13 protein-coding genes are annotated in these 13,001 nt (G+C 64.0%); 6 read left to right on the top strand and 7 right to left on the bottom strand.

Annotated elements, in window-relative coordinates:
- A partial coding sequence (locus Q1J79_RS04400) for an enoyl-CoA hydratase/isomerase family protein (protein WP_300297049.1) occupies nucleotides 1–752 on the bottom strand: 752 nt, incomplete at its 3' end.
- A 254-nt stretch (nucleotides 753–1,006) separates the two neighbouring features.
- Here Q1J79_RS04400 and Q1J79_RS04395 point away from each other — a divergent pair.
- Entirely contained in the window at nucleotides 1,007–1,771 is a 765-nt protein-coding gene (locus tag Q1J79_RS04395; RefSeq protein WP_300297046.1) for a TorF family putative porin, read from the top strand.
- A 59-nt stretch (nucleotides 1,772–1,830) separates the two neighbouring features.
- Here the strand turns inward: Q1J79_RS04395 and Q1J79_RS04390 are convergent, their stop codons facing one another.
- Nucleotides 1,831–2,382, bottom strand: a complete 552-nt coding sequence (locus tag Q1J79_RS04390) for a thiamine phosphate synthase (RefSeq protein WP_300297043.1) — start codon at nucleotides 2,380–2,382, stop codon at nucleotides 1,831–1,833.
- A 71-nt stretch (nucleotides 2,383–2,453) separates the two neighbouring features.
- Between Q1J79_RS04390 and Q1J79_RS04385 the strand changes: the two genes are divergently transcribed.
- Nucleotides 2,454–3,161 carry a YggS family pyridoxal phosphate-dependent enzyme gene (locus Q1J79_RS04385; protein ID WP_300297040.1) on the top strand — a complete coding sequence of 236 codons (708 nt, stop codon included), beginning with the start codon at nucleotides 2,454–2,456 and terminating at the stop codon, nucleotides 3,159–3,161.
- Here Q1J79_RS04385 and Q1J79_RS04380 read toward each other — a convergent pair.
- The 3 genes from Q1J79_RS04380 to Q1J79_RS04370 all read right to left on the bottom strand — a co-directional run bounded on the left by Q1J79_RS04380 (nucleotide 3,158) and on the right by Q1J79_RS04370 (nucleotide 6,326).
- On the bottom strand, nucleotides 3,158–3,427 hold the full coding sequence (locus tag Q1J79_RS04380; RefSeq protein WP_300297036.1) for a hypothetical protein: 270 nt from the start codon (nucleotides 3,425–3,427) through the stop codon (nucleotides 3,158–3,160). The two genes, Q1J79_RS04385 and Q1J79_RS04380, sit on opposite strands and share 4 nt — an antisense overlap.
- 82 nt (nucleotides 3,428–3,509) lie before the next feature.
- Nucleotides 3,510–5,084, bottom strand: a complete 1,575-nt coding sequence (serA, locus tag Q1J79_RS04375) for a phosphoglycerate dehydrogenase (protein WP_300297034.1) — start codon at nucleotides 5,082–5,084, stop codon at nucleotides 3,510–3,512.
- 69 nt (nucleotides 5,085–5,153) lie between these two features.
- Nucleotides 5,154–6,326, bottom strand: coding sequence for a phosphoserine transaminase (locus Q1J79_RS04370; protein ID WP_300297031.1), 1,173 nt, complete (start codon nucleotides 6,324–6,326; stop codon nucleotides 5,154–5,156).
- A gap of 305 nt (nucleotides 6,327–6,631) precedes the next feature.
- Between Q1J79_RS04370 and Q1J79_RS04365 the strand changes: the two genes are divergently transcribed.
- The 3 genes from Q1J79_RS04365 (at nucleotide 6,632) to Q1J79_RS04355 (ending at nucleotide 10,772) form a co-directional block, all read left to right on the top strand.
- Nucleotides 6,632–7,309, top strand: a complete 678-nt coding sequence (locus Q1J79_RS04365; RefSeq protein ID WP_300297029.1) for a response regulator transcription factor — start codon at nucleotides 6,632–6,634, stop codon at nucleotides 7,307–7,309.
- Nucleotides 7,306–8,694, top strand: a complete 1,389-nt coding sequence (locus Q1J79_RS04360; protein WP_300297026.1) for an ATP-binding protein — start codon at nucleotides 7,306–7,308, stop codon at nucleotides 8,692–8,694. The genes Q1J79_RS04365 and Q1J79_RS04360 overlap by 4 nt, the downstream gene beginning before the upstream one ends.
- Before the next feature lie 77 nt (nucleotides 8,695–8,771).
- A complete protein-coding gene (locus tag Q1J79_RS04355; RefSeq protein ID WP_300297022.1) occupies nucleotides 8,772–10,772 on the top strand; it encodes an LTA synthase family protein in 2,001 nt (666 codons plus the stop codon).
- An 18-nt stretch (nucleotides 10,773–10,790) separates the two neighbouring features.
- Here the strand turns inward: Q1J79_RS04355 and Q1J79_RS04350 are convergent, their stop codons facing one another.
- Nucleotides 10,791–11,327, bottom strand: a complete 537-nt coding sequence (locus Q1J79_RS04350) for a hypothetical protein (RefSeq protein WP_300297020.1) — start codon at nucleotides 11,325–11,327, stop codon at nucleotides 10,791–10,793.
- A 105-nt stretch (nucleotides 11,328–11,432) separates the two neighbouring features.
- Entirely contained in the window at nucleotides 11,433–12,005 is a 573-nt protein-coding gene (locus tag Q1J79_RS04345) for a TMEM165/GDT1 family protein (protein ID WP_300297017.1), read from the bottom strand.
- A gap of 381 nt (nucleotides 12,006–12,386) precedes the next feature.
- On the opposite strand from Q1J79_RS04345, the gene Q1J79_RS04340 reads away from it, so the two are divergent.
- Nucleotides 12,387–12,905: a cytochrome b gene (locus tag Q1J79_RS04340; protein ID WP_300297014.1), complete on the top strand. Its 519-nt coding sequence runs from the start codon at nucleotides 12,387–12,389 to the stop codon at nucleotides 12,903–12,905.
- Nucleotides 12,906–13,001 lie beyond the last annotated feature (96 nt).

The raw sequence follows: 13,001 nt of genomic DNA, 5'->3' as shown, positions 1-13,001 counted from the left end.
TCGCGCCCTTCGGCGAAATCCTCGCTGTTGAACAGCAAGGCCTGACCGTCGGCCTCCAGCGCCAGCAGAGCTTCCAACGACTGTGGCCCGCGTGCCAGGGCGGCCTTGGTGAAGGCCATCGGCAGCGGCGCCTGCACGGCGAACCGCCCGGCCAGTGTCAGTGCCGCCGGCAGGGCAGCGCCGGGCGCCACCACCTGGTCGGCCAGGCCGATGCGACCGGCCGTCTCGCCATCGATCTCCTCGGCCAGCATCAGCAGCCGTTTGGTCCAGCCGGTATCGACCCGCTGGGGCACCGTCCACAGGGCGGCCATGTCGGGCATCAGGCCGACCTTGCCAAAGGAACAACAGAATTTGGCATCACTCGCCGCCACTATCTGGTCACAGAGCAGGGCCAGCGACATGCCAGCGCCATAGGCATAGCCTTCGACGGCGGCGATCACAGGTTTTGGCCCGGCCAGCAACAGCCGCACCAGGCGATGCAGGTTGGCCAGCCGCTGCCGTCCGGCGACGCCGCCGACATTCTGCATCGAAGAGATGTCGCCGCCGGCGCAGAAGGCTCCGCCGCTGCCGGTCAGCACGATGGCGCGCACCGCCCCGTCAGTCATCGCGGCATCCATGGCCGCGATCAGTTCGGCGCGCAGCTCCAGCGACAGGGCATTGCGCTTGGCCGGAAAATTCAGCCGGATCACCCGGATGGCGCCACCCGAATCAGCCGGGGTTTCGACTAGAATTAACGGGGTATTCTCGCTCATACGTGGTTAGCCTTCCAAAAAAACGGCAGAAATAGGCAGTTTCCGCCTTGTTTTTGCCCAGTGGAAATAAACAAATCCCGCCTCATTTTGCCCAGATTTTGTTCAGCGTGATTAGTTCTATGCAGGACTGTAACCAAAGAGCCACAGTTGCAATTGACAAATGTCATTTTAACCGAGAAGCGTTTGTGGCATAGGAACTTGTCTGCTTATTGTCGCTCTGGGTTTCGAATATTGGATCTCGGAGGGAAGTTCCTATGAAGAAGTTTGTTATGCGCGCCGCCTTTGCGGCCCTGGCCCTTTCGGCCACTGCCCCGGCCATGGCGGCCGATGAGGACCGCCTCAGCCTGACCCTGACCCCGGCGGTCGTGTCGGAATATTATTTCCGCGGCATCAGCCAGACCGACGGTCACCCGGCCTTCCAGCTCGGCGGCGAAGGCGCGTTCAAGATCAACGACACCTACACCGGCTACCTCGGCTTCTGGGGCAGCAACGTTGATTTCAACAACAGCGTCAGCGCCGAAATCGATCTGGTCGGCGGCTTCCGCGCCACCTTCGACAAGCTGAGCTTCGATGCCGGCCTGATCCGCTACACCTACCTGGATCAGCCTGCCGGTACCGAGACCTACAACTTCACCGAAGCCAAACTGACCGCGGCCTATGATTTCGGCTTCGCCATCCCCAGCGCCGGCGTCTACTACAGCCCGAACTTCCAGCTCGACTCGGGTGACGCCACCTACCTGACCGCCGGCATCGCCGTGCCGATCCCGGTCACCGAGTTCCAGCCGAAGATCGTTGCCAATATCGGCCAGCAGTCGATCGACAAGCCGGAGAATTTCTTCGGCGCCGGCAATACCGACGACAAGTATCTCGACTGGAACATCGGTCTGTTCGCCTCCTACTGGGGCTTCACCGCCGGTGTGCAGTATGTCGACAGCGACCTGAAGAAGACCCACTGCGCGGGCGGCTCCAACTGCGGCCCGGCGGCGGTTCTTTCGCTCAGCTACGCTTACACGTTCTGATCCGATCCGGACCGGACGGCTTTACCCGCCGCCGCCATCCTCGGGATGGCGGCGGTTTTTTATGTCGTGATCCCGCCGATGCCGGCAATGCCGCTTTTCGGCACGGCGATCAGGCGTCGCGCGGCGGCGGCATCGATGCCGCCCAGCGCATAGACACCCAGGCCAAGCCGCCTTGCCCGATCGGCCAGCGCGGCAAACCGCAATATGCCCAGCCCCTGCGCACCAGGATGGCTGGCGGTGGCAAAGACCGGCGAAACCAGCGCCGCATCGGCACCCGCCTGCGCCGCCCGGACCAGCGCGCCCGCATCATGGGCCGCCGCCGTCACCAGGGCAAAATGGCGCCGCATCCCGGCCGCCCTTGGCAGCAGGCCCTGCGGCAGATGCAAACCGTCGGCGCCGGTCGCCAACGCCAGATGTGCATCGCCGGCCACCAGCAGCAGCAGGCCGCGCTGCCGGCATAACGCCTTCATCTCCAGCGCCAGCGCCAGACGCCGCGCGGAGGGCCATTCGTAATGCCGCAGGATCACCGCGCTGCCCGGCGGCAGGCGGCGCATGAAGGGAAGTGGATCGGCCAGCCGCCGCGCATCGGTCAGCAGGATACGCTCCGGCAAGGGGCGGGGCTTTCGCCCGGCGGCACGGATTGCTAGCGTGCGGCGATGCTTTTCCATTGCCGCAGCGTGCCATGACCGTATCCCCGCCGGAAGCCTCACCCGAAGCCTCCATCTCAGACCGCCTCGCCGCCGTGCACCGACAGATCGCCGAAGCCGCGGCTGAGGCCGGTCGCGATCCGGCCAGCGTGACCCTGATCGCCGTGGCCAAGACCTTCCCGGCCGAAGCGGTAGCCGAGGCCATGGCCGCCGGCCAGCGCCATTTCGGCGAGAACCGCGTGCAGGAAGGCATGGCGAAATATCCCGCCCTGCGGGAAACGCATCCCGACCTGGTACTGCACCTGATCGGCCCGCTGCAGACCAACAAGGTGAAACAGGCCGTTGTCCATTTCGACGTGATTCATACGCTGGACCGCGTCAGCCTGGCGCAGGAACTGGCCAGGGAATTCAGCAAAAGCGGCCGTCGCCTGCCTTGCTTCATACAGGTGAATACCGGCGAGGAACCGCAGAAGGCCGGTTGCGCGCCGCAGGAAGCCGATGCCTTCATTGCAGCCTGCCGCGCGCTGGATTTGCCGGTGGTGGGCCTGATGTGCGTTCCGCCGGCCGAACAAGAACCGGCACCGCATTTCGCGCTTTTGAGCAAGATCGCGAAACGCAACGGCCTGAATCAACTCAGCATGGGCATGAGCGGCGATTTCGATACGGCGGTGATGCTGGGCGCCACCCATGTGCGGGTCGGCAGCGCCATCTTCGGCGGCCGCAGCTATCCGCCAGCGGCTTAGTTTTTCTTCGTCGTGCCACCCGAAGCGAGCGTGACCTTGTCGCCGGCGATCACGAAGGTGACCGAACCATCGCTGGTCTTATAGCTCCACTGCTCGATCGGCCCCAGCTTCTGGATTTCGCTCGGCCGGCCCAACGCCTTTTCCAGTTCGGCCTTGGTAGCCGCCTTCTCGGCTTTGTGCAAAGCCTCATCGGTCGAGGGCGGGCCGCAGGCGATCAGCGCCAGAGGCAGGATCAGGGCAAGAACAAAGCGGGTCGGGCGGGCCATGGCAGGCTCCCTGTGACGGAAAGATCCTGCCAGTAAAGCGGCCGGCCCGACCCGCGTAAAGCGGCGAATCGCGCTTGACGGATCAGAACTGCAGCGGCGTCACCTGACGCACGCCGGGGATTTCCTTCACCTTGACGGCGACTTCCGCCGGGATCGGACCATCGACCTCGACCAGGCAGATCGCTTCCTGGCCGCGGGCCGCGCGGCCGAGATGGAAGGTGGCGATGTTGATGCCGGCATCGCCCAGCACAGTGCCCAGCCGACCGATGAAGCCTGGCTTGTCCTCGTTGGTGACGTAGAGCATGTACGGACCCAGCTCGGCATCGATATCAATGCCCTTGATCTCCACCACACGTGGATTCTTGTTGGCGAACAGCGTGCCCGACAGGTGGCGCACCTTGTCGGCATGGATGGTGACCCGCATCAGGGTGTGATAGTCGCCCTCACGGTCATGCTTGACCTCGGAAACCTCGATATTGCGTTCCTTGGCCACCAGCGGCGCGTTGACCATGTTGACGCTGTCGAGCTGTCGGCGCAGCAGGCCTTCCAGCACGATGGCGGTCAGCGGGCGCGTGTTCAGTGTCGCGACATGGCCTTCGTATTCGATCATCACCTTGGTCAGGTTGGCTTCCGCCAACTGACCAACGAAACTGCCGAGCTGCCCGGCCAGCTTCATGTAGGGCTTCAGCTTCGGCGCGTCTTCCGCCGAGACCGACGGCATGTTCAGCGCGTTGGTGACGGCGCCCGAGATCAGGTAGTCGGAAATCTGCTCGGCCACCTGAAGCGCGACATTTTCTTGCGCCTCATTGGTCGAGGCGCCCAGATGCGGCGTGGCGATGAAACGTTCATGGCCGAACAGCGCGTTTTCCTTGGCCGGCTCGGTGACGAACACGTCGAAGGCGGCGCCGGCAACCTGACCACTGTCCAAAGCGGCCTTCAGGTCGGTCTCGTTGACCAGCCCGCCACGGGCGCAGTTGACGATGCGCACGCCCTTCTTGCACTTGGCCAAAGCCTTGGCATCCAGAATGTTCTTGGTCTGCTCGGTCAGCGGGGTGTGCAGGCTGATGAAATCGGCGCGAGCCAGCAACTCGTCCAGTTCCACCTTCTCGATGCCCAGCGCCGTGGCACGCTCGGGCGTCAGGAAGGGATCGTAGCCTACCACGCGCATTTTCAGGCCCTGGGCCCGGTCGGCGACGATGGAGCCGATATTGCCACAGCCGATCAGTCCCAGCGTCTTGCCATAGAGCTCAACGCCCATAAAACGGTTCTTTTCCCACTTGCCGGCCTGGGTCGAGCGGTCGGCCTGCGGAATCTCGCGGGCCAGCGCCATCATCATGGCGATGGCATGCTCGGCCGTAGTGATCGAATTGCCGAACGGGGTGTTCATCACGCAGACGCCGCGCGCGGTGGCCGCCGGGATATCCACGTTGTCGACGCCGATGCCAGCACGGCCGACCACTTTCAAATTGGTGGCGGCTTCCAGCACTTTGGCGGTGACCTTGGTGGCGGACCGGATCGCCAGGCCATCATACTGGCCGATGATGGCGAGCAGTTCCTCGGGCTTCAAACCCGTCTTTATGTCGACCTGCACGCCGCGCGATTTGAAGATGTCGACGGCAGCCGGGCTCAGTTCGTCGGAAATCAGAACCTTGACCATGATAATCCTCGATTTTCAAAGATGGATGAAAAACGGGCGCCGTTTGCGCGGCGCCCGTTCAAAAGCGGATCAGGCGGCCGCAGCCGGCTTGTAGGTAGCTTTCACCTCGGCGAAAGCCCAGTCCAGCCAGGGGCAGAGCGCCGCCACATCGGCGGTTTCCACCGTGGCGCCACCCCAGATGCGCAGGCCCGGCGGAGCATCGCGATAAGCGGCGATATCCAGCGCGACGCCTTCCTTCTCCAGCAGGGCGGCGATCTGCTTGGCCGCCGCTTCCTGGTCCTTCGGCCCCAAAGCGGTGAACCAGGGATCGACCACCTTGAGGCAGATCGAGGTGTTGGAACGCACGGCCGGGTCAGCGGCCAGGAAGCCGACCCACGGCGTCTTGGCGGCCCAGTCGGCGATCGCCTTCAGATTGGCTTCCGAACGGGCGATCATACCCTTCAGGCCGCCGACGCTCTCGCCCCATTTCAGGGCGTCGATGATGTCCTCGACGCACAGCATGGAAGGCGTGTTGATCGTCTCGCCCTTGAAAATGCCCTCGATCAGCTTACCGTCCTTGGCCATGCGGAAGATCTTCGGCAACGGCCAGGCCGGGGTATAGGTCTCCAGGCGCTGCACGGCGCGCGGGCTCAGCACGATCATGCCATGTGCCGCCTCGCCGCCGGTCGCCTTCTGCCACGACCAGGTGGTGACATCCAGCTTGGACCATGGCAGGTCCATAGCGAACACCGCCGAGGTGGCGTCGCAGATCGACAGGCCTTCGCGGCCGTCGGCGATCCAGTCACCGTTGGGCACCTTCACGCCCGAAGTCGTGCCATTCCAGGTGAAGACCACGTCGCGAGTCCAGTCTACCTGTTTCAGGTCAGGGATTTCGCCATAGCCGGCCTTGAGCGTGCGGACATCCTTGAGCTTGAGCTCCTTGGAGATGTCGCCACCCCAGCCGGAGCCGAAGCTTTCCCAGGCCAACACATCGACGCCGCGTGGGCCGAGCAGCGACCACAGCGCCATCTCGACGGCGCCAGTGTCGGAGGCCGGCACAATGCCGATCCGGTAATCGGCCGGGATGCCGAGAATCTTGCGATGCAGCTCGATCGCCTCGACCAGACGGGCCTTGCCCTCTTTCGAGCGATGCGAGCGGCCGACCAGGGCGTTTTTCAGAATTTCAGGGGTCCAGCCAGGGCGCTTGGCGCAGGGGCCGGAGGAAAAATGCGCACGAATAGGGCGCGCGGCAGGCTTGGTCATTGTCTATCCTTCCAGATAGTAAGCGCCCCGTTGGGGGGGCGTGTCCCGCCGCCCTTCTACTCGGAGTCGGGGCACGGGCGCAATGGCCATTTCGCCGCAGACCGGCTTTTTCGACTATGAAAATTCTGCAAACGCCTCCGAAGAACAGCGATAAATCGCCAAATTACCAGACTGTCATCTTCAATTTGCGACAGGCCGGGGCCATGTTGGGCAAAATCAATGATCGTAAGCTGCCGGTAAGCCCGCCTGCCGATGCTGGCCGACCCGCCGCCTGCCGAACCTGGGATTCCCGCCTCTGTGTCATCATGCGCCTGCTGCTGATCGAAGACGAAACCAGCCTGCTCGACCTCGTGCAGCGCAGCCTGACCCGTGCCGGCTTCACGACTGATGCCGTCGGGACGGCGGATGAAGCCCGCGGCGCGCTCTCGGGCTCACGTTACGACGCAGTGGTGCTCGATCTCGGCCTGCCCGATGAAGACGGCCTCGCCATCCTGCGCGACCTGCGCGGCGGCCGGGACACCACGCCCGTGCTGATTCTGACCGCACGCGACGGCGTGGAAGACCGCGTCACCGGCCTGAACACCGGCGCCGACGATTACCTGCTCAAGCCCTTCGCCATGCCTGAACTGATAGCCCGGCTGAAAGCGCTGCTGCGACGGCCAAGCGGCGCGCTTGGCGTAGTGTTGGAGGCCGGCAATATCCGCTTCGATACCGCCGGGCGTGAAGTGATGGTGGATGGCAGGCTGCTGGCCCTGACCGCCCGCGAGATGACGTTGCTGGAAAATCTGCTGCGCCGCGCCGGCCGCGTGGTGCCGAAACGGCACCTGGAGGAGCGCGTTTATGGCTTCGACGACGAAGTAACGCCGAATTCGCTTGAGGTGCTGCTGCATCGCCTGCGCCGCAAACTGGCCGGCGGCGGTTTCTCCGGCGAAATCCATACCATACGTGGCGTCGGCTACATGCTGGCGGAGACGGCGGCGTGACGGCGGAAAAGCAGGATCGCCGCTGGTCGCTGCAGGCCCGACTGGCCTGGCGGCTGGGTTTCGTGCTGCTCGGATCGATGCTGCTGGTGGCCTTAGTGATCAGCCAGTATGCCTGGTTCGCGCTGGATGATCTCGACGATGTCGGGCTGCAGGTTCAGGCCAGCCAGATCGCCAAGCATACGCAGGTCCGCGATGGCGCCCTGACCGTGGAATTGCCGCCGTCCCTGCAGCAGGCCTATCACGAGTCCGGTGACGGCTACATGTATGCCGTGCTCGACCCGCAGGGCCAGATCATTGCAGCCTCCAGCGAGAAGGCACGACGCAGTTTTTCCGGCCTGTCGCTTGGCTCCGGCGTACCGGCCAGAACCGTTTTCCGGCTGCTCGATGCCGACGGCCAGGAATCCTCCTACTACGCCATGCTCGATACCGCCGGATTGCCGGCCGGTTATATCCTCGTCGCCCAGGGTCGCATCCATCCCGATGTATTTATCGACACGCTGTTGAGCGAGTTTGCCAAGCGGATCGGCTGGACTCTGCCCCTGGTGCTGGCTGCCGCCCTGTTCATCGCGATCTGGACCATTCGCACCAGCCTGCGTCCGATCAAGGAGCTGTCGCTGCGCGCACGGCAGATTGGTCCGCAAACCCGTAATCTGCGCCTCCCCACCGAAGGCGTGGCCGAGGAAATCCTGCCGCTGCCACTGGCGATTAACAGCGCGCTCGACCGCCTGGAGCAGGGCTTCGAAATGCAGCGCCGCTTCACCGCCAATGCCGCCCATGAATTGCGCACGCCGCTGGCGGTGCTGACGGCGCGACTGGCTGAATTGCAGGATGGTCCGGATATTCGCCTGCTGGCCGGTGATATCGGCCGCATGAACCGGCTCGTCGCCCAACTACTGCAGGTATCGCGCCTGGAAGGCGCTTTGCTGAAATTCGAAACCCTTGATCTGAATCCGGCGGCGGAAACCGTGGTCGCCTTTCTCGCGCCGCTGGCCATCGGCGCCGGCAAATCCGTGGCGCTGACGGCCAGCTCAAAGCCGGTGCTGGTAGAAGCCTCGGCCGACGCGCTGGAAAACGCCCTGCGTAATCTGGTCGAGAACGCCATCGCCCATACGGCGCCGGGCACCGAGGTCATGGTCCTGGTTTCCCCCGATGGTAGCATCGCCGTGCGCGACCATGGTCCCGGCGTACCGGTGGAGCAGCGGGAACAGATTTTCGAACGCTTCTGGCGCGGCCGGAACCGGCAGCATCCGGGCGCCGGATTGGGGCTGGCGATCGTAGCCGAAACCATGCGCGGCCATGGCGGTCGCGTTACGGTTGGCGACGCACCCGGCGGCGGCGCGGAATTCGTACTGCATTTTCCGCTACATAGCCTGCGGCAGGATTAAAAACCCTCCGGCGCGTAAGTTTGCTGTAAGCTGCCTCCGCTACGGACAGGCGTATCATCTACGCCGCCAGGATATTCATGCAATCCGTTATCACGTTCTTCAGCCGCGCGGCCGGTGGCCCTGCGACGGCTGGCCGGCTGCCGCTGCGCCTGCGCTTCTGGCTGCTCTGCCTTGGCATTTTTGTCGTGCTGGCGACGATCGTGCGCCTGATCCTCACGATATGGGTCGCACTCGACACGCCGGCGGCGGTTGCGCCGTTTGTCATCGCATGGCTGATCGGCATCGTCGACGACATCGCCACGGCGATCCTGCTCGGCCTGCCGTTCCTCGCCGGCCTGTATCTGTTGCGCCGGCCATTCGGCTGGCGGGCGGGACGGATCGCGGCCCATGCCCTGCTGATCCTGCTGCTCGGCGTCGCCGTGTTCAGTGCGGTGGCCGAACTGTTCTTCTGGCAGGAATTCAACAGCCGCTTCAATGGCATCGCCGTCTACTACCTGATCTTTCCCAAGGAAGTGATCGGCAATATCCGCGAATCTTTCGACCTGCGCCTGTATCTGCCGCCGATCGGCATTGTCGTGCTGTTGATCTACTGGCCATTGCTCCATCGCCTGCAGATCGCGTTAAAAACACCGCTGCGCGCCGGCGAAGGCCGCCGTGCGCTGGCCGCCGGCCTGCTCGCCGCCGCCATTGCGCTGCCCTTCGTGCTGCGCGGTCCCTATGAACCGGCATTGCATCGCACGGTCAACGAACTGGCGATCAACGGTCTGCATAGCCTGCTGAATGCCTATTTCACCAACGACAGCAAATACGACGGCGTCTATGCCGGCATCCCGGAGGAGCAAGCCCTGCCGCTGGTGCGCGACATGGTGCGACAGGACAATACCTCCAATCTCGCCGCGCCCGGCGAACGCAGCCTGCGGCGGCATGTCGACAACGGACCGGCGCCGGCGAAAAAGCTCAATGTCGTGCTGATCCTCGAGGAATCCTACGGCTCAGTCTATTTCGAGGATGTCTTCTTCGATTACCAGAAGGATTACCATAAGACGATGTCGCCGAACTGGCATCGCATGGCCGGGGAAGGCCTGATGTTCACCAACATATACGCCACCGGCGACCGCACGGTGCGCGCTTTGGAGGCGATCTTCACATCCTTCCCGCCGATCCCCGGCATCTCGACGGCGCGACGCGCCGGCTCGGAGGGCATGAACTCGCTGCCCTTCCTGCTGAAAAAATTCGGCTACCGCACGGCCTTCCTGTATGGCGGGCCGACCGCCTTCGACAACATGGGCCACTTCTGGGAAACCGTCGGCTTCGACCATGTCTGGGGCGAGAAGGACATTGCCGACCGCAGCTTCAAGACGGTCTGGGGCGTGGCCGACGAATACCTGTTCAAGGAAGCGCTCAACCGCATCGACGCACTGGCGGCGCAACCCGGGCCGTTCCTGTTCTCCGCGCTGACCGTCACCAACCACCGGCCCTTCCTCTATCCCGAGGGCCGCGTGCCGTTCAAACCAGCACCGAACAAGCGCGATCATGCCGCCGCTTATGCCGATTGGGCACTTGGGCAGTTCATTGATGCCGCGCGCCAGAAACCGTGGTTCGACGACACCATCTTCGTGATGATCGGCGACCATGGCCCGAAAGTGTGGGGCGCGGCGCAGATTCCGGTGCAGGCCTTCCGCGTGCCGCTGCTATTCCTGGCGCCGAAACATATCCCCGCCGAACGCCGCGACGTGCTGGGCTCCAGCCTCGATGTCGGCCCCACCCTGCTCGGCCTGCTCGGCCTGTCTTATGACAGCCCGTTTTTTGGCGTCGACCTGCGCCATCTGCCAGAGGATGGTGGCCGCATCGCGCTGGCGCATAACTTCGACGTCGCGGTGGGCGACGGCCGTCATGCGGTGATCCTGACCCCAAAGGGCGACCGGCTGGGTTATGGCATGCGCACCGGCGCTTATCAGCTGAAAGATTTACCCGAAGAGCAGGTACCCGACCTGATCCACCGGCAGGCGGCGGCCCTGACCCAGACGGCGCATCGCATGTTCTATGCCCGGCAGTATCACGAGCTGTCGCAGCCCTGAGCAGGGGCCGCCGCGCGGTCAGGCCTGCTTGCCTTCCTGCGCGGCCAGTTCCATCAGCTTGGGCGCCCGGTCCGAGACTTCGCGCAGGATGGTTTCCGCCACCACTAGGCGCTTGCGCGCATCGTCGTCCAGCACACCCTCGATATGCTCGCGGTCGACCCGGTCGACGGTTTCCTTCAGTTCCCAGATGGTGGCGAGGAACACTTTCTGGGTGCCCATCGGCAGGACATCGGTGCCCTCCAGTGCCGGGAACACCCGAAGCACCACGTCGATCTTCATCCGCAGCAGATCGACGATCAACTGGCTGTGATAGTTTTTCAGCTTGGCCAGTGCATCGGGTTCGGCGTGCTCCATGCGATCCTCGATCAGCACCAGCACGCCCTCAATCTCAGTCAACGAATCGCGATATTCGTAATAGGGTTCATAGGCGGCATGGCTGATCCGCGCGATGGCCTGCTCGGCCATGCTGCGGGCCCGTCTGGTCTGGCGCTTGAGCGCATCGAGCAGCGTTTCGATCTCTGCCGCCTTGTAGCGCTTGCCGGCAATCTTGCTCATGGGGGATCACTCGGTCCGGGATTGGCGGCATATTACCCGGTCCGCGCCATAAAAAAACCGGCCGGCGCCACCGCAAATGGTTGAATGGCGCCGACCGCAATCCGCCTATCCAACCAGCAGCATGACTAGTCCCAAGGCAGCAAAGGCTATCGCGGCGATGAAACGAATCGGCTTCAGCGGCAGGCGCGCCACCACCTGCTGGCCCAGTAGCACCACCGGCGCATTGGCCAGCAGAAGGCCCAGCGTGCTGGCCGCCGTGACCAGGAACACCGCGTCGAACCGCGCGGCCAGCGCCGTGGTGGCAAGCTGGGTCTTGTCGCCGATCTCGGCCAGGAAGAAGGCGACCAGCGTGGTGACGAACACGCCATTGCGCGCCTTTGGCGTGTCATTCTCGTCCAGTTTGTCGGGAATCAGGGTCCACACCGCCATGGCGAGGAAGGAAGCCGCCAGCGCCCAGCGCAGGATCCTCGGCTCGACCAGGCCCTCGATCCACACGCCCAAAGCGGCGGCCAGCAGGTGATTGGCGACGGTGGCGCAGGCAATCGCCACCAGGATCGGCATCGGCTGGCGGAAACGCGTCACCAGCAGCAGGCTGAGCAACTGCGTCTTGTCGCCGATCTCGGCGATGGCAACGAGGCCGGTGGTGGTGGTGAAGGCGGAAAGGCTGGAACTCAGCACGGGGTGTCTCGCAACGGACCGGGCGGCGATGGAGGCCATAGGCTGCGTTTCCCGCCGCCCGGTCCGGGGTGCGGAAAAGCAAGCCTAAGGTCTCGCCACGCACGGTTCGCGGATCAGTATGATTCCAGAACCGGCCGGTCAGCGCCAAGCCGCCGGGGCTGGTCTCCCGTCGACTAGTCTGTTGACGCTTCCCCCGCTCTGGCGACCGCAATGGCGGCCCGGCGGGAGGCTACTCCCCAAAGGGTGCGGCGTTTGTGTAGCGCGGGTCGGCCATGCTGGCAAGGTGGCGGACAGCAAAACCGGGCATCCTTGATCCAGCGCAGGGAATCGCCTCTCCCGGCGTGCATAAGATGACCCTGTCCTTCCCCAGGAGCCCCTGCCATGCCGACCCGCTATCCGCTTGCCCTGATCCTGCTGCACTGGCTGATTTTCCCCGCGATGGCAGCCGCCTTCATCCTCGGCGAGGTGATGGAAGACCTGCCGCGCGGGCCCGAGAAAATGGGTGTCATGGGCTGGCATATCCTGGCCGGGCTGATCCTGGCGGCGCTGGTGCTGCCGCGCATCGCGATTCGCGTGCGCAGCCTGCCGCCGCTGCCCGCCCAGACACCGGTCTGGGAGTTGCGGCTGGCCCGGGTGACGCATCTGCTGCTCTATGCCGTCATGCTGATCCTGCCCCTGAGCGGCCTGGTCGCGATCCTGGCTGGCCAGCGTGCCGTTTCGGTGCTGGGCCTGTTCGCGCTGCCGCCGCTGTTTCCATTATCCTGGCTGCATGAGGTGGCGGAAAGCCTCCATGGACCTGCGGCCAAGCTGTTCCTGATCCTGCTGGTGCTGCATGTCGCCGCCGCGCTCTGGCATGCCCTGATCCGCCGCGACGGCATTTTCCGCCGCATCCTGCCCTGAAGCGTGATCGGCTACCATTGCGGATTTCCGCTGCGGAACATAAATAGAATTTGCAATCTCTGGTGAATGATCGTACCGATTCCCGAGGTCGGATTA

The sequence above is a fragment of the Ferrovibrio sp. genome (assembly GCF_029255545.1).
In the GTDB taxonomy this organism is placed as follows: Bacteria; Pseudomonadota; Alphaproteobacteria; order Ferrovibrionales; family Ferrovibrionaceae; genus Ferrovibrio.
Note: the sequence above shows the minus strand (reverse complement) of the source record. Positions and strands in the feature narration are given on the sequence as shown.

What these genes read in the sequence shown, in the direction of transcription:
- Q1J79_RS04395 (WP_300297046.1), top strand. Translation starts at nt 1,007, where the DNA reads ATGAAGAAGTTTGTTATGCGCGCCGCCTTTGCGGCCCTGGCCCTTTCG.
- Q1J79_RS04350 (WP_300297020.1), bottom strand. Translation starts at nt 11,327, where the DNA reads ATGAGCAAGATTGCCGGCAAGCGCTACAAGGCGGCAGAGATCGAAACG.
- Q1J79_RS04365 (WP_300297029.1), top strand. Translation starts at nt 6,632, where the DNA reads ATGCGCCTGCTGCTGATCGAAGACGAAACCAGCCTGCTCGACCTCGTG.
- Q1J79_RS04340 (WP_300297014.1), top strand. Translation starts at nt 12,387, where the DNA reads ATGCCGACCCGCTATCCGCTTGCCCTGATCCTGCTGCACTGGCTGATT.
- serA (WP_300297034.1), bottom strand. Translation starts at nt 5,084, where the DNA reads ATGGTCAAGGTTCTGATTTCCGACGAACTGAGCCCGGCTGCCGTCGAC.
- Q1J79_RS04370 (WP_300297031.1), bottom strand. Translation starts at nt 6,326, where the DNA reads ATGACCAAGCCTGCCGCGCGCCCTATTCGTGCGCATTTTTCCTCCGGC.
- Q1J79_RS04355 (WP_300297022.1), top strand. Translation starts at nt 8,772, where the DNA reads ATGCAATCCGTTATCACGTTCTTCAGCCGCGCGGCCGGTGGCCCTGCG.
- Q1J79_RS04385 (WP_300297040.1), top strand. Translation starts at nt 2,454, where the DNA reads ATGACCGTATCCCCGCCGGAAGCCTCACCCGAAGCCTCCATCTCAGAC.
- Q1J79_RS04380 (WP_300297036.1), bottom strand. Translation starts at nt 3,427, where the DNA reads ATGGCCCGCCCGACCCGCTTTGTTCTTGCCCTGATCCTGCCTCTGGCG.